This is a genomic window from Actinophytocola sp. (assembly GCF_035634895.1).
Taxonomy (GTDB): Bacteria; Actinomycetota; Actinomycetes; order Mycobacteriales; family Pseudonocardiaceae; genus Actinophytocola.
The window spans coordinates 13,835-32,621 of sequence record NZ_DASQCC010000102.1 but is presented as its reverse complement, the minus strand read 5'-3'; the positions used below and the strand labels follow the sequence as shown (position 1 = coordinate 32,621).

Genomic DNA, 18,787 nt, shown 5'->3' with positions numbered 1-18,787 from the left:
AAGGACACCATGTTCCAGCGGTTCGCCGCAGCGCTACTCGTCGCCGGTGGCGTGCTGACACCGACCCCTGCCCAGGCCGAGACGTCCTGTGACCCGGTCGTCTTCGGAGTGACCGTCCTGAGGATCCACCAGACCATGGCCGGCACGCTCTGCGTCCCGGCCGGCGCCCGCACCCTCCAGATCCTCGTGCCCGGCGGCTTCTACAACCGCTCGTACTGGGACATCGCGCTCCCGTCCCGCTCCTACCGCCGCGCCATGAACGACGCCGGGTACGCCACCCTCGCGGTCGACCGGCTCGGCGCCGGCGCCAGCTCCCGGCCGGTGAGTGCCATGCCGACCGCGGTCGTCGACGCGGACGCGGTGCACCAGGTGGTTCGGGCGATGCGTCCACGGTTCACGAAGGTGTTACTGGCCGGGCACTCCCTGGGCTCCGCCATCTCGGTCATCGAGGCGGGCACCTACCACGACGTGGACGGCGTGGTAGTCACCGCCATGGGCCACCACCTCAACGCGCTCGGCATCACGCCGATCGCCGCCACCTTCGTGCCCGCCGTCCTCGACCCGAGGTTCCGCGGCCGCGCACTCGATCCCGGCTACCTGACCACGCTGGCCGGCATGCGTTACTCGATGCACCGACCGGGCCCGAACGTGCGGGCGGTGGTCGCGCTGGACGAGGCGACGAAGGACGTCGCGGCGCCGGGTGAGCTGGTCGACGCCGCGCTGCTCGGCACCGTGACCCGGTACACCAGGCGGATCAACGTCCCGGTGCTGTCCGCGATCGCGAGCGGTGACCCGACGTTCTGCGGACCGCTCGCCACCGACTGCTCCTCGGCGGCGAGCTACCAGGCCGCGGAGGCGCCGTTCTACGGCCCGGCCGCCCAGCTACGGACGTATGTCCTGCGCGGCTACGGCCACGCGTTCAACTTCGCGCCCAACGCGCCGGACCTCTACGCCGCGGTCATCGCCTGGGCCAACCGGAAGGTCGGCGGATGACGAGCGCCCTACCCGCGCCACAACCGTCGAACCACGACAAGAAGCGGGACAAGGAGCGGGACAAGGCCACCAGGAAGTGGGCGTACCTGCTCTGTACCACGACGTACGTGCCGCTCATGCAGTCGGAGCTCCACCAGCCGCTCCGCCAGATGGTCGACGCGCTGTTCGACGCGGTGCGATCCGACCAGCCGGACCGGGCGACGCAGGTCGGCGCCCGGCTGGTCGAGCTGCACTGCGTCGACCGCACGAGCCTGCAGATCACCGTGGACGTGATGGCCGGGCCCCTGCTCGCCACCGGCGCACAGCCGGAGCGGGTGGCCCGGCTGTTGGGCGCGTTGTCCGCCGGTTATGCCGAGGCGCTGCGGGAACGCGCGACCAGCCAGCAGGAGGCCATGATCACCGCGGTGAAGCAGGTCGCCACGAAGGCGGCGCGGGCGGCGAAGGAGTACCAGGCCGAGCGGGACGCCGTGTCGACCGAGCTTTCGCTGCTGCGCCGCCAACTGTCCCACCAGCTGCTGCACGACGCGCTGACCGGCCTGCCGAACCGGCAGTTCTTCACGACGCGGCTGGAGGAGGTGCTCAACTCAGGCACCCCGACCACGCTGTACCGGCTCGAGCTGAACGGGCTCGCCGCGGTCAACGACGGTCTCGGCGGTCCGTGCACGGACGCGCTGCTGATCGACGTCGCGGCCAGGCTGCGGAACGTGGCGGCCGGCCGGGACGCGATGGTCGCACACCTAGACCGGTCCGGCTTCGCCGTGTTGCATGAGCACCGCCCGTCGGCGCCGCCGGCCGAGCTCGTCGGCCGCCTGTCCGAGGCGCTGGCCGAGGTCAAGTACCTGGACGACATCGGCCTCGCGCTGACCGCCAACATCGGCGTGGTGCAGAGCCCGCCGCACGGCGCGAGCCCGGTCGAGCTGTTGCGGGCGGCGGACATCGCGCTCCGGACCGCCCAGCGGGACGGTCCGGGGCACTGGCGGCTGCTCGGCCAGGACGAGCACAAGCCGGCCAGGAAGCTGTCCCAGCTGTCGGCGATCATGCCGGGCGCGGTCGAGTCCGGCCGGCTCACGGTCGGCTACCGCCTGCGGGTCGGCCTGGCCGGCCTGCAGCCCGTCGCCGTCGAGGCGTACCCGTGGTGGGAGGAGGCCGGGCTGTCCGGGCACCGCTGTGTCGCGCTGGCCGAGCAGACCGGACTGAGCCCGCGGGTCGGGCGGTGGCTGCTGCGGACGGCCGGCGAGGACGTCCGCAGCTGGCGCAAGGACCTGCCGCTGTCGGTGAACCTGTCGCCGAACCAGGCCGCGGCGGCGGACCTCGTCGAGTCGGTCCTCGGCACGCTGCACGACGTGTCGATGCCACCGGACCGGTTGGGGCTCGCGCTGCCGGCGATGGAGGTGTTCGACGGGCGATCGCAGGCGCTCGACAACCTGACCACGCTGGTGAAGGCGGGCGTGCGGGTCGCGGTGCACGACTTCCACGGCTCGCCGTCGGAGGTGGTGCAGCTGCCGAACCTGCCGGTGCGCACGGTGTCGCTCTCGCCCCGCCTGGTCGCCCAGGCCCGCTCGATGCGCGCCAAAGCCCTTGTGTCACAGGCGATGGTGAGCCTCACCACACTGGTCCACCAGGCCGGCGCCACGGTCTCGGTGGACGACCTGCGCACCGAGCCGGAGATCGACTGGTGGCGCGGCGTCGGCGCGGACATCGCCGGCGGACCCATCTTCAGGGTCAACCCTGAGGGATCTCCCGGGTAAGCCCGGAGTTTCCGGCGGCCGGCTTGTTGGAGCCTTGTCTGCGTCATCCCGACCCAGACAGCTCAAGGGGGCTCCCGATGGGAAAGCCGATGTTAACCGTGCGAATCGCGAGATGGAGCGCGGAGCACCCGTGGCGGGCGATCGGCGCGTGGCTGCTGTTCGTGGCCGTCTGCATCGGCGCCGGCCAGGTCACCGGCACCCGGAGCGCGGACTTCGACGACCACCCGAAGGGTGAGCTCGCGACCTACCAGAGCATCGTCGACGAGGCCGGTTTCACCCGCCCGGCCACGGAGAACGTGCTGATCTCGGCCCGCGACGGGGCCCTCGACCGCGACCACGCGCTGGCGGCGGCCAACGAGGTGCGGACCGGGATGGGCTCGCTGCGCGAGGTCGGCAAGGTCAGCGAGCCGGTGTCGTCGCCGAAGGGCAAGGCGATGCTGGTCAACGTCGAGTTGGCCGGCGACCCCGAGACCGCGGACGAACGCGTCGACAAGCTCCTGGCCACGACCGCGGCCGTGCAGAAGCAGTACCCGGACCTGCTGATCGAGCAGGTCGGCGGCGCGTCGCTGGACAAGGCGCTCTCGGCGACCCTGGGCGACGACTTCCAGAAGGCGGAGCTGATCAGCATCCCGGTGACGCTGCTGATCATGCTCGTGGTGTTCGGCGCGTTGATCGCGGCGGGGGTGCCGGTGCTGCTGGCGATGTCCGCGGTGGGCGCGGCGCTCGGGCTGTCCGCGGTGGCCTCGCAGCTGATTCCGGCGACGGACAACACGTCCAGCATGATCCTGCTGATCGGCATGGCGGTCGGGGTGGACTACTCGCTGTTCTACGTGCGGCGCGACCGGGAGGAACGCGCGAAGGGGGCCGGGCACGTGGACGCGGTGGAGATCGCGGCGGCCACGTCGGGGCACGCGATCGTGGTGTCCGGCATCGCCGTGACCGTCGCGATGGCGGGCATGTTCGTGGTCGACGACATCGTGTTCTCGTCGATCGCCGTGGGGACGATCCTGGTGGTGCTGGCCGCGATGATCGGCTCGATCACCGTGCTGCCCGCGCTGCTGGCGAAGCTGGGCCGGTTCGTGGACAAGCCGCGCATCCCGGTGCTGTGGCGGTTCTCCATGCGTAACTCGGACAATCCGCGGTTCTGGCGGGCGGTGCTCAAGCCGAGCCTGCGGGCGCCGAGGACCACGATGATCATCTCCGGTGGCGTGCTCGTGGCGCTGGCTGTGCCGGCGTTCGGCATGACACTGAACTCGCCGTCGTCGTCGGACCTGCCGCGCAGCATCCCGATCATGCGCTCGTACGACCGGATGACCGACGCGTTCCCGAGCACCGGCGCGACCCACCAGATCGCCGTGCGGGTGCCGGCTTCGCAGACCGGCGCCGGCAAGGCCGCGGTGACCGACCTGCTGGCACGGCTGGCCAAGGAGCCCGGTTTCGCGCACGACCAGCCGCCGAGGGTGACCGCCGCGTCCGGCGGACGGATCTACCTGATCTCCGCCGGCATCCCGTACGACGGCACGTCGCCGCAGGCCGACGAGTCGCTCGCGAAGCTGCGGACCTCCCTGCTGCCGGCCACCGTCGGCCAGGTGCGGGGTGCCGAGTTCGCGGTGAGCGGCCAGACCGCCGGCGAGAACGACTTCGTCGCGAGCATGAACGACGCGCTGCCGTGGGTGATCGGGTTCGTGCTGCTGCTGACGTTCCTGGTGATGCTGTGGGCGTTCCGTGCGCCGGTAATCGCGTTGAGCGCGATCGGGCTGAACCTGCTGTCGGCGGGGGCGGCGTACGGCGTGCTGGTGCTGGTGTTCCAGCACACGTGGGCGGAGGGGCTGCTCGGCTTCACGTCCACCGGCGGCATCACGGCCTGGCTACCGGTGATCCTGTTCGTGACCCTGTTCGGCCTGTCGATGGACTACCACGTGTTCGTGGTGAGCCGAATCCGCGAGGCGTCGGCGGTGATGCCGACCCGCGACGCGGTGGCGGCGGGCATCACCCGGTCGGCCGGCGTGGTGACGAGCGCGGCCGCGGTCATGATCGGCGTGTTCTCGATCTTCGCGACCCTGAGCACGATCGACATGAAGCAGATGGGCGTCGGCCTCGCGACCGCGATTCTCATCGACGCGACCCTGATCCGCGCGGTGCTGCTGCCGGCCCTGATGACCGTCCTGGGCAAGGCGAACTGGTGGACACCCCGCTTCCTCCGCAAGCGCGGGGAGGTCAACGCGAACGAGGAGACGAGGGTCCTCGAACCCGTCGGGTGAGCGAAGGGCCGGGGCCGCTGAGGCCCCGGCCCCCACCCCGCGAGTCCCGCGTTCAGACATACCGAGTCCCGCGTTCACCCACACCGAGTTACGGTTTCGTGCACATCGCGGTGTCACGTCGGGTTCCTCCTCTTCTTCTCGTGACGTTCGCCACCCGGAGGCGCGCTAGTGTCCCGCGCCGGAAATGCGGTGATCAAGTCGGTGGATCCGGGTTTCTGCTGGCAAGACACCGGTTCGTCCTCGTACTGGGTCGTACTTGGGCGAACCGGCAACGCCGCCAGCAGAAAGCTGGGCCGCCGAATTAGCTGCCTGATCTCCGGCGCGGGACACTAGTGCCCCGTCCAGGTGGAGTGGGCACTAGCAGCGGTCGCGGGGCGGGAGGCCGGTCGTGTCGGGGACGCGGTCGCGGTAGGTCTCCTCCGCGAAGGCCATGAAGCGTGCCACGTCGTCCACCGTGGACACCAGGCCCAGCGACACCCGGATCGCGCCGGCGGTCGGCAGGCCGATCAGGTGGATGTACTCGTCCATCGAGCTGATCTTCGCGTCACGCAACGGTTTCAGGGCACGCTGGTCCACGTCGAACGCGCCCTCGCCCACCCCCGGGTTGCAGAAGCACCCTGTCCGCAGGGAGATACCCGCCGCGGTGCTTTCGTTCGCCACCAGGCGTTCGTCGACCACGTGGCCGTTCGGGTCCAGGAAGTTGAACGCCACCGTGCCGCCGCGATCCTTCGTGTCCACCGGGCCGTACACCCGGACCATCGGCGTGCCGTCGCTGTGCCGCAGCAGGCTCAGCCGCTCCAGTAGCCAGCCCGTCAGGCATCGCACCCGGGTGCCGATCACGTCCACGCCGATGCCGGTCAGCCAGTCGAGTCCGAAGTGGACGTCGGGGATCGTCAGGAAGTTCACCGTCCCGTCCTCGAAGGCGGACTCGTCCGGTGCCATCGTGTGCCACGGCATGCCGACGCTCACCGCCTGGATCGTGCCACCGGAGAACCACGGCCGCACCAGCCTCGCCAGTGCGTCGCGGCGCGCGACCAGGCAGCCGACGCCCGTCGGGTAGCCGAACAGCTTGTACCAGCTGACCATCACGAACTCCGGCCGCACCACGCTCAGGTCCAGCGTGCCCGTCGGCAGGTACGCGGCCGCGTCCAGCAGCACGTCGTAACCCAGCCCCTGTGCGAGGCCGATCCAGTCCAGCGGGTGCCGCACGCCGCTGAAGTTGCTCTGCGCCGGGTACGCGAACAGTCCGCGCCTGCCGTGCATGAGGACGTCGGTCAGCGCGCTCGTGTCGACCCGCAGCTCCGGCGCCCGCGTCGGCACGTAGACGGTTCTGGCGCGCCCGCGGAGCGCGAACTCCCGAAGCCCGTTGACGGAGTTGTGGTTGTCGAACGTGAGCACGAGCCGGGTACGCCGGGTGAACGGGTACGCCTCCCCGACGAGCCGGGCCGCGCCGGTCGCGTTCGGGGTGAACACGGCGGTGTACTCGTCCGGCGAGGCGTTGAAGTGCGCCAGCACCCGCGCCCGGGTCCGCTCCACGAGCTCGGTCGACGCCTCGCTCGTCGGGTTGACCGAGTGCGGGTTGCCGTAGAGCTTGCCGGTCAACCGTTCCGTGTGCGCCCGGTACTGCGCCCGCGCGGCCAATCCCGCGCCGGTGTAGTCGAGGTACAGGTGCCCCTGCTCGTCGAGGTAGCCGTACTCGGTGTCGCGCAGGGCATCGAGCTTCACCGTGTCGCGGTACTCCGGGAACTCGGCCAGGAACTCGCTCATCGAGCCGGACCGGCCTTGCGCCTCAGCACGAGCACGGCCAGCGCCGCGAACAGCACGGCGAAGCCGGCCAGGATGGTCCAGCTGGCCCACAGTGGATGGTCGAAGCTGTCGCCGTAGGACGCCAGCAGCGGCGGCCCGAGCTGGGAACCGCCGTCACGCCACAGGCCCGGCAGGCCGGCCGTGTGGCCGAGCGCCTCGAACGCCCAGCGGTTGGACATCGCGTAGCTCGCCCACCTGCCCACGTCCGCCATCACCGGCACCGGCAGGAACGCGCCGACGAACAGGACCTGTGGGAAGCACAGCATCGGCAGCGTCAACGCGGCCTGCGACGGGTTGTTGACCGCCGACGCGCACAGCAGGCCGAGCGTCAACGCACACAGCGACGCCAGTGCGACCGTGCCGAACAACCGCGCGTTACCGGCCGCGTCGAGCGCCGGCAGTCGGTCGGTCACCGCGAGCAGGCCGAGCAGCAGCGCGTCCACCAGGCACAGCAAGGGAAGCAGCGCGGCCACCTTGGACAGCAGGTAGGGCAGGAGCGCAAGGCCGGCCCGGCGTTCCCTGCGCAGGATGGCGAACTCGTCGCAGATCTGCGAGAGGCCGTAGGTGAGGCCGAAGAAGAACCCGCCGAACGCGATCCAGAACAGGATCATCGCGGTCGTGCTGGGGCTGGGACGCGCGGGGTCGAACGCCCCCGGACGGAACAGCATGAGGAACATCAACGCGATCACGACCGGTGACCCCATGAGGATCGCGAGCGTCAACCTGTTGCGGGCCAGCAGTTCCACCGACCGCGCGGTCAGCAACCACCACTGCCGAGGGCCGGCGGGCCGCTTCCGCTCCGGCACCGGTCGCGGCGGCTCGAACACGACCGCGCCGGGTGACCACTCCGGCAGGTCGCCCGCGAGCCGGTCGTAGACCTCCTCGGCGGTCGTGGCGCCGAAGTGCTCGAGCACGGCGTCCGGCGCGCCGGCGAACACCAGCCGGCCGCCGGCGAGCACGAAAACCTCGTCACACAGGCCGATGTCGCTCGGCGTGTGTGTGGTCAGTACCACCGTGTTGCCGGCGTCCACGAGGGATCGCAGGTGCCGCAACAGGTCCCGCCCGGTCGCGGGGTCGAGCCCGCTGGTCGGCTCGTCGAGGAACAGCACGTCCGGCTTGGCGAGCAGCTCGACGGCGATGCTCGCCCGCTTGCGCTCACCACCGCTGAGCGTGGCGACGGTGGCGCCGGCGCGCGGGGTGAGCCCGAGGGTGTCGAGCACCTCACCGACGACCGCGGCGTCGTACTCGCCACGCAGGCGGGCCGCATAGGACAGTGTCCGGCGCAGGGGCAGATGCGTGTGCACGATGTCGTCCTGTGGCACGAACCCGACCTCGGGCGGCTGCGTGACCTGGCCGCGGGTGGGCGTCCGGACGCCGGCGAGCAGTTCGAGCAACGTGGTCTTTCCCGCCCCGCTCGGCCCGATGATCGCGATGAGCCGCCCGGCGCCGATCTCCGCGGTGACGGGCTCGAGCGTGAAGTCGTCCGCGCGCCAGGACGCGGCGAGCGCCTGGACGCGGGAAACCGTGCTGGTGACGGGCATGCGGCCTCCCCTGGCTTAGTGCCAGAGTATGACCACCGTCGGCGGGTGTGCACCGCTCAGCGCGGAAACCTTCCCCTTCGGAAGCCGAAGAGGCAACGGTGCTGGTCACGCCGGCGGGATCGCCACCCCGATCCGCGCGACCACCTATGCCGGTGGCGTGTTCGTCAGGTGCCTCATCGCCGCGAGGGTCTGGTCGACGGTGGCCGGGAGGTCGGGGTCGCCGTGCTGGTCGAGCCAGCGGGTCACCGCTATCCGGAACGTGGTCACGGCGAGCTCGGCGGCCAACACGGCGGTCAGGGCGTCGACGCCGCGGTCGCGGAAGCCCTGCTCCAGGGCCTGCGACAGCAGCGAGAACTTGCGCAGCTCGCGCTCGCGCAGGGCGGGTTCGGCGTCGATCGCGGCCCGCCGGCGGAGCAGGTAGTCGAGGCCGCGGCCGGTGAAGATCTCGGCCGCGGCGGGGGCGAGGCCCTCGGCGATCAGTTCCATCGGGCCGAGCGCCGGTGGGGCCTCGGCCATGAAGCGGGCCACCCGCTCGGGCACCAGCTCCTCGCCGGCGAACAGCACCTCGCGCTTGTCGGCGAAATGCCGGAAGAACGTACGGGTCGTGAGCCCGGCCCGCGCCGTGATCTGCGGCACGGTCGTCTCGGTGAAGCCCTGCTCGATGAAGAGATCGAGCGCGGCCTGTTCGAGCCGCTCACGCGCACCCGGCTGCCATCGACCCATGTCCCAGATCCTAGGTGATGACACGTCGTGTCGTAATATGCCATAGTGATGACACGACGTGCCATGACCGATGGAGGCGACCATGACGGGTGAGATCTGGGTACTCGGCGCGACCGGACGGGTCGGCCAGGAGGCGGTGGCACGGCTGCGGAAGGCCGGGGCCGAGGTGGTGGTCGCCGGCCGCAGCCGGGAGCGGCTGGCCCAGGTGAGTCCGGACGCACGGGCGGTGACCGGCTCGCTCGACGAGGTCTGCGCGCGTCTGACCACCGAGGCGCCGGCCGTCGTGATCAACACGGTGGGCCCGTTCACGGTCACCGCGCCGCGGGTCGCGCGGGCCTGCCCGCCAGGCACCCACTACGTCGACGTCGGCGCCGAGCTGAGCGCCTTCGAACTGCTCCACGACATGGACCGGGAGGCGGCGGCGACCGGCCGCACACTGGTCTGCGGCGCGGGCTTCGGCGTGCTCGCGACCGAGAGCATCCTGCTGCACCTGCTGGCGGGCGAGGAGAAGCCCTCGCGAGTACGCGTCGACGCCATCGCGTCCGTCGCGATCGAACCCGGCGCCCTCGGCGAAGCCCTGGCGGCCACCATCGTGCACGCGCTGCTCGATGGTGGCCGCGAGGTGCGTCAGGGCCGGCTGACCCGTGCCCGGGCAGGGGGTGCCGCCGAGCGACTGACCACCCCCGACGGCGACGTCGTCACCACCGCCGCCCTGGGCAGCGGCGAACTCTTCGCGGCATGGCGGGCCAGCGGAGCCCCGTCGGTGATCGGCGCCTCGGCTCTCGCCCCGGCAAACCCGGTCGTCCGAGCGGCCCTGCCGGTGATCGGTGGCGTGTTGCGGCTACCTGGCCTGGCCGGCTTCGCCACCCGGCGGCTCGCCCGCATCACCACGACCACGGCCAAGGAACGCCCGCGCCGATCGTCCTGGGGCCGCGCCCGAGTCGAATGGGAGTCCGGTCGCGTGCGCGAGGGCTGGCTGCGCACCGGTGAAGGCATGACGTTCACCGTCGACGCCGTCACCGAGGTCGCCCAGCGCCTGGCCAGGGGCGAAGGCCGTCCGGGCACGTTCACCCCGGCCAGGCTCTTCGGCCCTGAGGTGGCACTGGCCGCCGGCGCCGAGTTCATGGCCGGAGACTGAACACTCCCGACCCACGCGTCCACCGGAACGCTCGGCGACGACCGCCACGAAGCGTTCCTCCGCCCGGCCTGCGCCTGCGCCCGCCTTTCGCCCACCTCGCCTCCGCCTGCGCCTGCCCTCGCCCGCCTGCGCCCTTGCCCGGCCCTGCCTTGCCCGGCCCCGACCTTGCCTTGCCCTCCCCGCCCCGCCTCGCCCCGCTCGGCCCTGCCTTGCCTCGCCCTGCCCGGCCTCGCCTTGTCCTGCGTTGCCCTGCGTTGCCCTGCGTTGCCCTGCCCTGCCCTGCCCTGCGTTGCCCTGCCCTGCCCCCGCCGGCCAGCGGCCGGCAGGGCGAGGGCGGGCGGCTACTCGACCGGCGCCGCGAACTGGGCCGCGTACAGGCGGTGGTAGGCGCCGCGCTGTTCCAGTAGTTCCTCGTGGTTGCCCTGTTCCACGATGCGGCCGGACTCCATCACCAGGATCAGGTCCGCGTCGCGGATCGTGGACAGCCGGTGGGCGATCACGAAGCTCGTCCTGGACGAACGCAGTGCCGCCATCGCGTGCTGTACCAGTGACTCCGTGCGGGTGTCGACCGAGCTGGTCGCCTCGTCGAGGATCAGCAGTGACGGGCTGGCCAGGAAGGCCCTCGCGATCGTCAGCAGCTGCTTCTCGCCCGCCGACACGTTCGACGCCTCCTCGTCGATGACCGTGTCGTAGCCGTCGGGAAGGGTGCGGACGAAACGGTCCACGTACGTCGCCTGGGCGGCGTTGATGATCTCCTCTTCGGTCGCCCCCGGCTTGCCGTAGGCGATGTTGTCGCGGATCGTGCCGCCGAACAGCCAGGTGTCCTGGAGGACCATGCCCACCTGGGAGCGAAGGTCCTCGCGGCGGAGCGCCGTGATGTCCACACCGTCCAGGGTGATCCGGCCGGCGTCCAGCTCGTAGAAGCGCATGATCAGGTTGACCAGCGTCGTCTTCCCCGCACCGGTCGGGCCCACGATCGCGACCGTCTGGCCCGGTTCCGCCACCAGCGACAGGTCCTCGATCAGCGGCTGCTCCGGCCGGTACGAGAACGACACGCCCTCGAACGCCACGCGGCCGCGGCGCTCCGCCGGCAGCGACGCGTCGGCCGGGTCGGGCTCCTGCTCCTCGGCGTCGAGCAGCTCGAACACGCGCTCCGCCGACGCCACGCCGGACTGCAGCAGGTTCGCCATCGACGCCACCTGCGTCAGCGGCTGGGTGAACTGCCGCGAGTACTGGATGAACGCCGTCACCTCGCCCAGCGTCATCGTGCCGGACGTGATCCGCAGGCCGCCGACCACCGCGACCAGCACGTAGCTGATGTTCGACAGGAACATCATCGACGGCATGATCAGGCCGGACACGAACTGCGCACCCGACGAGGCCTGGTACAGCTCCTCGTTGCGCTTGCGGAACTCCTCCTCCGACTCCTGTTGCCGGCCGAACACCTTCACCAGCTGGTGCCCGGTGAACGACTCCTCGATGTGCGCGTTCAACGCGCCGGTGTGCTTCCACTGCGCGATGAACAGCTTCTGCGCCCGCTTGCCGACCGCCCTCGTCACGAACACCGACGCCGGGATGATCAGCAGCGCGATCACCGCGAGCAGCGGCGAGATCGTGAACATCATGATCATGACGCCGACCACGGTGAGCACGGAGGTCAGCAGCTGGCTCATCGTCTGCTGCAACGTCGTCGAGATGTTGTCGATGTCGTTGGTGACCCGGGAAAGCAACTCACCACGCGGCTGGCCGTCGAAGTACCGCAGCGGCAGCCGGTGCAGCTTGGCCTCGACGTCCTCGCGCAGCGTGAGCACCAGGCGCTGCACCACGTTGTTCAGCAGCCACCCCTGCGCCAGCGAGAACAGCGACGACGTCAGGTACAGCCCCAGCACCCAGGCGAGCACCGAGCCGAGCGCGCCGAAGTCGATGCCGGCGCCGGGAACGCCGCGGAACCGCGCGATGATGCCGTTGAAGATGATGTCCGTCGCGTGCCCGAGGACCTTCGGCCCCGCGACGTTGAACCCGACGGCGAGCGCGCCGAGCGCGACGACGGCCGCGATCGGGGCACGCTCGGGACGCATCCTGGCGAGCAGCCGTTTCGCGGACGTGCCGAAGTCGTCCGCCTTGCTGGGCGGCCCTTGCATGCCGGGAAAACCCCTGCCGATGGGACCGGCCGGCATCGGACGACGAGTTGCAGTGGGAGTAGTCATGCCGTCAGCTCCCCCGCTCCACGGCGCCGGAACGCTCCGCAAGCTCCGCTACACCGACGCCCTCCGCGGGCTCCCTGCCGGCCCGAATATCCATGAATCACTCCGCAAGCTCCGCTCACGCCGTCACCTCCCCCGCTCCACGGCGCCGGAACGCTCCGCAAGCTCCGCTACACCGACGCCCTCCGCGGGCTCCCTGCCGGCCCGAATATCCATGATTCACTCCGCAAGCTCCGCTCATGCCGCCTGCTCCGGGGTCAGCTGGGACTCGACGATCTCGAGGTAGGTTGGACAGCTGGACATCAGCTCACGATGGCTGCCGGAGCCGACGATCTCGCCGTTCTCCAGCACCACGATGCGGTCCGCGTCGAGGATCGTGGACACCCGCTGGGCCACCACGATCACCGCGGCGTGCTCGGTGTGCGGGCGCAGCGCGGAGCGCAGCGCCGCGTCGGTCGCGAGGTCCAGCGCGGAGAACGCGTCGTCGAACAGGTAGATCTCCGGCTTGCGGACCAGCGCCCGCGCGATCGACAGCCGCTGCCGCTGGCCGCCGGACACGTTCGTGCCGCCCTGCGCGATGGCCGCGTCCAGGCCGCCCATGTCGGTCACGAAGTCCTTGGCCTGCGCGATCTCCAGCGCCTCCCACAGCTGCTCGTCCGACGCGTCCGGGTTGCCGTACCGGAGGTTGGACCGCACGGTGCCGGTGAACAGGTACGCGATCTGCGGCACGAGCCCGATCCGGCTACGCAGCACGTCCGGCTCCAGCAGCCGGACGTCCGTGCCGTTGACCCTGATCTCGCCGCCGGTCACGTCGATCAGCCGGGGGATCAGGTTGACCAGCGTGGTCTTGCCGGCGCCGGTGCTGCCGATGATGGCCGTGGTCTGACCGGCCTCGGCGCGGAAGGAGATGTCCCGCAGCACCGGGTCGACCGCGCCCGGGTACCGGAACTCGACGCCGGCGAACTCGACCTCGGCACGTGAGGGCAGTTCGACGACCGGCGACTCCGGCGACTTCACGGACGAGTCGGTGTCGATCACCTCCATGATCCGCTCGGCGCAGACGGCCGCGCGCGGGATCATCATCGAGATGAACGTGGCCATCATGACCGACATCAGGATCTGCAGCAGGTAGGACAGGAACGCGGTGAGCGCGCCGACCTGCATCTCACCGGCGTCGACACGGTGGGCGCCGAACCACAGGACCGCGACGCTGGACACGTTCAGGATCAGCATGACGGTGGGGAAGATCATCGCCTGCAGCCTGCCGACCCGCAGCGCGGTGTCGGTGAGCTGCTGGTTCGCGTCCCGGAACCGCTCGGTCTCGGCCTTCTCGCGGACGAACGCGCGGACCACGCGGATGCCGGACAGCTGCTCACGCAGCACGCGGTTGACCTGGTCGATGCGCTCCTGCATCAGCCGGAACTGCGGCACCATGCGCGACACGATCAGGCCGATGCAGATGACCAGCGCCGGCACGCACACCAGCAGCAGCCACGAGAGGCCGACGTCCTCCTGCAGCGCCATGATCACGCCCGCCACGCACATGATCGGCGCGGCGACGAACATCGTCGCCATCATGACGACCAGCAACTGGACCTGCTGCACGTCGTTGGTGGTGCGGGTGATCAGCGACGGCGCGCCGAAACCGGCGACCTCGCGCGCGGAGAACCGGCCGACCTGGTGGAAGATCCCGGACCGGACGTCCCGCCCGAACGCCATCGCCATGCGCGCGCCGAGCAGGACGGCGATGACCGAGCAGACGATCTGCAACAGCGACACGCCCAGCATCCAGGTGCCCGTCTGGAGGATGTAGCCGTTGTCGCCGCGCGCGACACCGTTGTCGATGATGTCCGCGTTGAGGCTGGGCAGGTACAGCGACGCGATCGTGCCGACGAGCTGTAGGGCGAGGATGGCCGTCAGCTCCCTGCGGTACGGGCGCAGGTAGTGGAACAGCAGGCGGTTCAGCAACAGTTCCCCCTGTGAAGAAACGAACCGTGTCTAATATTGGACAAGGTAGACCAGACCGTTAAGAAACTCAACGTATCTTAGGGGTCCGGTCCAGAGTTTAGGGGTCAGGTGGACGACGACGCGACCGTTTTTACGGCTGCCAAGCTCACTCGCCGGCGTGGCGCCGAGCTCGAGCAGGCGATCCTCGACGCCGCCTGGGCCGAGTTGAACGAGGTCGGTTACACGGCTCTCACGATAGAGGCGGTGGCAAAACGGGCAGGGACGAGCAAACCCGTCATCTACCGCCGATGGCAGAGCCGGGCGGCCCTCGTCATCGCCGCGTGGGCCCGCAGGCAGCCGATGACCACGACCGCCCCCGACCTTGGTTCGCTACGGGCGGACATCGTCTGGCTGTTCGGCCGGATCGCGAACCGGATGGACGCGATGATGAGCCAGGCCATCGCCGGCGTCATGGCGGACACGTTCAAGCATCCGGAGGTCCAGGCGTGGCTGCGCGAGCGGATGGACGCCGCACCCATCACGAAGTCGATGTGGACGGTCGTCGACAACGCGGTCGCGCGTGGTGAGCTGAAGCCCGTGCACATGCCGCCGCGCGCGCTGCGGCTCCCGGTGGACCTGCTCCGCGCCGAGGCCATCCTGAGCGGCGCCCCGATCCCGGAGGAGACCATCGAAAGCCTCGTGGACGACGTGTACCTGCCCCTGCTGAGGGGCCTCGCCGACTAGGCCGCCCGCGCGAGCATCAGCAGGGCCAGGCCGAACGGGCCGCCCGTGCCGACGCACACGTCGCCGGTGATGGTCAGGCCCGCGTCCTCGACCATGGTGGCCAGGCCGGACGCCGAGTACTTGCGGGACAGTGCCACCCGCACCGTGTCGTCGAAGCGGAACGGGACCGTGGCACGGTTCGGCAGGGTCAGCCGCAGGTCGTCGTCCGCTCGGCAGACGGTCTTCACCAGCAGCGCGCGGTCGGCCTCGACCGTGCCGATGACCTCCGCGTCGTCCCACCTCACGTCCAGGTCCGTGTGCTCGCGCACCGCCGCCGCGGCGTACTCGCCGAACGCCGGGCTCCGCGCCTGCTCGTCCGCCGCCAGTACGGCCAGACGATCCGTCAGCTCCCCCGTGACCTCGACCTCCAGCAGCAGCCGGTCGTCCGGGCGGAGCAGGGACGCGACCAGCCCGAGCACCGACGCGTCGGCGTCGAAGCCGGCGATCGTGTTGCCCAGCAACGAGAACAGCACAGGCGTCGACCCGGACAGCTCGTCGAGCAGGCGCCGCAGGGCCGCCGCGGTCTCCCGCTGCGAGAAGTCCCACGGCAGCGACATGACCCGGTCGGCCGGCAGGCCGAGACGCCGGATCACCCCCCGCACAGCCAGGTGCAGCAACTCCTCGCCGGCGTCGACCGGCAGGTAGCACAGGTCGGGGTTGGCGCTCGACAGGTCCCCGAGCAGCACCTCGTCCTTCCGGCCGTCGCCCGGGCCGAGACTGACGTAGTGGCACGGCGCGGCGGGAGCGCTCCCACACAGCTCCCGCCAACGTGCCGCGAACGTCTCGACGCTCGTCCTCGGGACGACGCCAAGAGGATCCCGACAAACCGCCGCCCACGCGAGCGCCGCTCCCATCCCGGCGCACGCGTGGGCGGAGGTGATGCGCTTGCCGTCCCCCGACGCGTCGAAGGCACGGCTGAGATCGCTGATGAGTCCGACGAAACGTGCCGTTCGATCACTTTCAGCCAGCTCGAGCCACTCAAGTGCTGGTGGCGCGGGCACCCGAAGGCCGGCAGGCCGGCTCGTTACCTCGATCTCTCCAACGGCCATCGCAGTCTCCCCTCGCCGATGGCAGCGCAACGTGAAGATTCTGCATCTGCACGTGCATCTGCACAACCCACCTGCATTACGAAATATGCAGAAAATGCAGAAAGGCTCTTTCTGAACAGAGGTCTGTTCAGAAAGAGCCTTTCAACCAGGCGCCAGCCACCGCTTCGTCAGGTCGGTGGGCGAGCCGGGCCGGACGCGGAGCGGACTCCGGACCCGAGGCCGTGACCCGCGCGACGCGACGAAGCACCACTAGTGGGCGGCGATGGGCCGCAGGTTCTCGTCGTGCTCGTCGACGTGGTAATCCGAGTCGGCCGTCTCGTCGGTGCCGTTGGACGCCCGCCCGCGGATGATCAGCGAGACGACCACCGCGACGAGCAGGTTCGCGAACAGCGCCACGAAACCGACGTAGATCTGGACCTGCGAGCCCTCGAACGGCTGCCACCCGAGGATGTTCAGCTTGTCGAGCGCCAGGGCCGAGCCGCCGAAGTGCGCACGCTTCGTAGCCGGGTTCGGGATCTGGTACAGCAGGATCAGGCCCCAGCCGAGGCCGACCGCCCAGCCGGCCACCAGCGCCCACCGGTGCAGCCACCGCGTGTACAGGGCGATCGCGACCGCCGGCAGCGTCTGCAGGATGATCACGCCGCCGATCAGCTGCAGGTCGATGGCGTACTGCGGGTCGATCAGGACGATGAACAGCACGGCGCCGAACTTGACCACGAGCGACGCGAGCTTCGCCTGCTTCGCCTCGTCACGCGGGGTCGCGCCCTTGCGGATGTACTCCTTGTAGACGTTGCGGGTCCACAGGTTCGCCGCGGCGATCGACATGATCGCGGCCGGCACCAGTGCGCCGATGCCGATGGCCGCGAAGGCGATCCCCGCGAACCAGGACGGGAACTGCCCGTTGAACAGCTCGGGGATCACCGTGTTGGTGTCCTTGCGCCCGGTGGCGTTGTTGACCAGCGGCGTGGTCCCCGCGGCGATCGCGACGTAGCCGAGCAGCGCGAGCAGGCCGAGCAGCAGCGAGTACGCCGGCAGGGCCGACATGTTGCGCTTCAGCACGTCCCGGCCCCGGGAGGCCAGGACGCCGGTGACCGAGTGCGGGTACAGGAACAGCGCCAGCGCCGAGCCGAACGCCAGCGTCACGTACTGCAGCTGGTTGTTCGAGTTCAGCAGGGTGCTCCCGAACGGCTTGCCCGTCGCCGGGTTCGTGCTGGTCAGGTGCGTCTGGGCGTCACTGAAGATCTGGCCCCAGCCGCCGAGCTTGATCGGCAGGTAGATCACGGCCACCAGGATCACCAGATAGATCAGGATGTCCTTGACGAACGCGATCAGCGCGGGCGCGCGCAGGCCGGACTGGTAGGTGTAGACCGCCAGGATCACGAACGCGATGAGCAGCGGCAGGTGGCCGAGGAAGCCGGACGCGTTGAAGCCCATCGACCGCAGCACGGCCTCCAGCCCCACCAGCTGCAGCGCGATGTACGGCATGGTCGCGACGATCCCGGTGATGGCGATCAGCAGCGCGAGCAGCGAGGAGCCGTACCGGCCGCGCACGAAGTCGGCCGGGGTCACGTAGCCCTTGGCCCTGCTGACCGACCACATGCGCAGCACCGGCAGGAACACCAGCGGGTAGGCGATGATCGTGTACGGCAGGGCGAAGAACCCGGTCGCACCGGCGCCGAACAGCAGCGCGGGCACGGCGACGAACGTGTACGCCGTGTAGAGGTCACCGCCGACGAGGAACCAGGTGATCCACGACCCGAACTTGCGGCCGCCGAGGCCCCACTCGTCGAGGTGGTCGAGCGACTCGGCCGCCCGCCACCGCGCGGCGACGAACCCGAGGACGGTGACGAGGCCGAACAGCAGGACGAAGATGATCAGTTCGGTCCACTGCATTACTCCGCGCTCCCTTCATCCAGCGTGTCGACGTCGGAAGTTTCGCTCTGCGCGCGGGTGACCGGCGCCTTCTTCGTCATCCGGTACACGGTGATCGTGGACGCCACCCCGACGATGATCACCAGGAACTGGAACCAGTAGAAGAACGGCATCCCGAAGAGCTCCGGCGACTGCCGGTTGTAGATCGGCGTCAGTAGGACGATGAACGGGATCAGCAGGACCAGGTTCCACGGGTTGAACACCAGCCCGCTGGCCCGGCCGCCTGGCTTGTTGGCCGACATAGGAGCCCTACCTCGTTGTTTGGCTTGACCGACGGTTTGTCAGAGGGGTCGAGAGACAGTGCCGGTTACGATAGATCCGATGATCACCGCGGGCTAGAATGTGTGTCCGCAGTGTTACCAAGCGGGTCCCGGCGCCGCCGCGAACCAGCGCCACCCACGCCGCGGCATCACCGGTGCGGGAACGACCCGGTGCCCCTTCTTCCCGACTTTCTCCGCCATTCGGCGCGCGGGCGTATCCCCACCGGGCACGGCTCGTTGTAATCATGGCGCCGGTATCGGCTCACGCCGAGCGGCGAACGCCACGCACCGCAGTGATCAAGGACACCCTCGCACCGCCGACAGCTAGCCCAACCGGCTGATTCACTTGTGTACCAAGCAGAAGCGCCAGTACGACCAGGCGGCCGTATGTCGGTACGGCCG

The 18,787-nt window shown here is 70.0% G+C and carries 13 protein-coding genes; 5 read left to right on the top strand and 8 right to left on the bottom strand.

The genetic code is table 11. The annotated features are described in order from the left end of the window. Window positions 1-9: 9 nt before the first annotated feature. From VET29_RS14230 to VET29_RS14220, 3 genes are all read left to right on the top strand, one after another. Window positions 10-993: an alpha/beta hydrolase gene (locus tag VET29_RS14230; RefSeq protein ID WP_324920035.1), complete on the top strand. Its 984-nt coding sequence runs from the start codon at window positions 10-12 to the stop codon at window positions 991-993. Further along, window positions 990-2,741: an EAL domain-containing protein gene (locus VET29_RS14225; RefSeq protein WP_324920033.1), complete on the top strand. Its 1,752-nt coding sequence runs from the start codon at window positions 990-992 to the stop codon at window positions 2,739-2,741. Before VET29_RS14230 ends, VET29_RS14225 begins: the two co-directional genes overlap by 4 nt. Before the next feature lie 89 nt (window positions 2,742-2,830). Beyond that, window positions 2,831-5,002 carry an MMPL family transporter gene (locus VET29_RS14220; protein ID WP_324920031.1) on the top strand — a complete coding sequence of 724 codons (2,172 nt, stop codon included), beginning with the start codon at window positions 2,831-2,833 and terminating at the stop codon, window positions 5,000-5,002. Between the two features lie 357 nt (window positions 5,003-5,359). Here the strand turns inward: VET29_RS14220 and VET29_RS14215 are convergent, their stop codons facing one another. The 3 genes from VET29_RS14215 to VET29_RS14205 form a co-directional block, all read right to left on the bottom strand. Then, the gene (locus tag VET29_RS14215; RefSeq protein ID WP_324920030.1) at window positions 5,360-6,769 is read right to left on the bottom strand and encodes an aminotransferase class V-fold PLP-dependent enzyme; all 1,410 of its coding nucleotides are present in this window, start codon (window positions 6,767-6,769) and stop codon (window positions 5,360-5,362) included. Further along, window positions 6,766-8,349, bottom strand: a complete 1,584-nt coding sequence (locus tag VET29_RS14210) for an ATP-binding cassette domain-containing protein (RefSeq protein WP_324920028.1) — start codon at window positions 8,347-8,349, stop codon at window positions 6,766-6,768. Before VET29_RS14210 ends, VET29_RS14215 begins: the two co-directional genes overlap by 4 nt. A gap of 144 nt (window positions 8,350-8,493) precedes the next feature. Beyond that, on the bottom strand, window positions 8,494-9,072 hold the full coding sequence (locus VET29_RS14205; RefSeq protein ID WP_324920026.1) for a helix-turn-helix domain-containing protein: 579 nt from the start codon (window positions 9,070-9,072) through the stop codon (window positions 8,494-8,496). An 82-nt stretch (window positions 9,073-9,154) separates the two neighbouring features. On the opposite strand from VET29_RS14205, the gene VET29_RS14200 reads away from it, so the two are divergent. Beyond that, window positions 9,155-10,210, top strand: a complete 1,056-nt coding sequence (locus VET29_RS14200; protein ID WP_324920023.1) for a saccharopine dehydrogenase NADP-binding domain-containing protein — start codon at window positions 9,155-9,157, stop codon at window positions 10,208-10,210. 341 nt (window positions 10,211-10,551) lie between these two features. Here the strand turns inward: VET29_RS14200 and VET29_RS14195 are convergent, their stop codons facing one another. After that, on the bottom strand, window positions 10,552-12,417 hold the full coding sequence (locus VET29_RS14195) for an ABC transporter ATP-binding protein (RefSeq protein ID WP_414636499.1): 1,866 nt from the start codon (window positions 12,415-12,417) through the stop codon (window positions 10,552-10,554). A gap of 234 nt (window positions 12,418-12,651) precedes the next feature. Next, window positions 12,652-14,382 carry an ABC transporter ATP-binding protein gene (locus tag VET29_RS14190; protein ID WP_324920021.1) on the bottom strand — a complete coding sequence of 577 codons (1,731 nt, stop codon included), beginning with the start codon at window positions 14,380-14,382 and terminating at the stop codon, window positions 12,652-12,654. 108 nt (window positions 14,383-14,490) lie between these two features. On the opposite strand from VET29_RS14190, the gene VET29_RS14185 reads away from it, so the two are divergent. Continuing rightward, a complete protein-coding gene (locus VET29_RS14185; RefSeq protein WP_324920019.1) occupies window positions 14,491-15,105 on the top strand; it encodes a TetR/AcrR family transcriptional regulator in 615 nt (204 codons plus the stop codon). On the opposite strand, the gene VET29_RS14180 is transcribed toward VET29_RS14185, so the two are convergent. From VET29_RS14180 to VET29_RS14170, 3 genes are all read right to left on the bottom strand, one after another. Further along, window positions 15,102-16,193 (bottom strand): L-histidine N(alpha)-methyltransferase, encoded by a 1,092-nt coding sequence (locus VET29_RS14180; RefSeq protein WP_324920017.1) that lies wholly within the window; start codon window positions 16,191-16,193, stop codon window positions 15,102-15,104. The two genes, VET29_RS14185 and VET29_RS14180, sit on opposite strands and share 4 nt — an antisense overlap. A gap of 249 nt (window positions 16,194-16,442) precedes the next feature. Then, window positions 16,443-18,086: a monocarboxylate uptake permease MctP gene (mctP, locus tag VET29_RS14175; RefSeq protein ID WP_324920015.1), complete on the bottom strand. Its 1,644-nt coding sequence runs from the start codon at window positions 18,084-18,086 to the stop codon at window positions 16,443-16,445. Then, the gene (locus VET29_RS14170) at window positions 18,086-18,367 is read right to left on the bottom strand and encodes a DUF3311 domain-containing protein (protein ID WP_324920013.1); all 282 of its coding nucleotides are present in this window, start codon (window positions 18,365-18,367) and stop codon (window positions 18,086-18,088) included. Before VET29_RS14170 ends, mctP begins: the two co-directional genes overlap by 1 nt. Between the last annotated feature and the right edge of the window lie 420 nt (window positions 18,368-18,787).

Coding starts and splice junctions, on each gene's coding strand:
- VET29_RS14230 (WP_324920035.1), top strand. CDS start 10: ATGTTCCAGCGGTTCGCCGCAGCGCTACTCGTCGCCGGTGGCGTGCTG.
- VET29_RS14225 (WP_324920033.1), top strand. CDS start 990: ATGACGAGCGCCCTACCCGCGCCACAACCGTCGAACCACGACAAGAAG.
- VET29_RS14220 (WP_324920031.1), top strand. CDS start 2,831: ATGTTAACCGTGCGAATCGCGAGATGGAGCGCGGAGCACCCGTGGCGG.
- VET29_RS14215 (WP_324920030.1), bottom strand. CDS start 6,769: ATGAGCGAGTTCCTGGCCGAGTTCCCGGAGTACCGCGACACGGTGAAG.
- VET29_RS14210 (WP_324920028.1), bottom strand. CDS start 8,349: ATGCCCGTCACCAGCACGGTTTCCCGCGTCCAGGCGCTCGCCGCGTCC.
- VET29_RS14205 (WP_324920026.1), bottom strand. CDS start 9,072: ATGGGTCGATGGCAGCCGGGTGCGCGTGAGCGGCTCGAACAGGCCGCG.
- VET29_RS14200 (WP_324920023.1), top strand. CDS start 9,155: ATGACGGGTGAGATCTGGGTACTCGGCGCGACCGGACGGGTCGGCCAG.
- VET29_RS14195 (WP_414636499.1), bottom strand. CDS start 12,417: ATGACTACTCCCACTGCAACTCGTCGTCCGATGCCGGCCGGTCCCATC.
- VET29_RS14180 (WP_324920017.1), bottom strand. CDS start 16,193: ATGGCCGTTGGAGAGATCGAGGTAACGAGCCGGCCTGCCGGCCTTCGG.
- mctP (WP_324920015.1), bottom strand. CDS start 18,086: ATGCAGTGGACCGAACTGATCATCTTCGTCCTGCTGTTCGGCCTCGTC.
- VET29_RS14170 (WP_324920013.1), bottom strand. CDS start 18,367: ATGTCGGCCAACAAGCCAGGCGGCCGGGCCAGCGGGCTGGTGTTCAAC.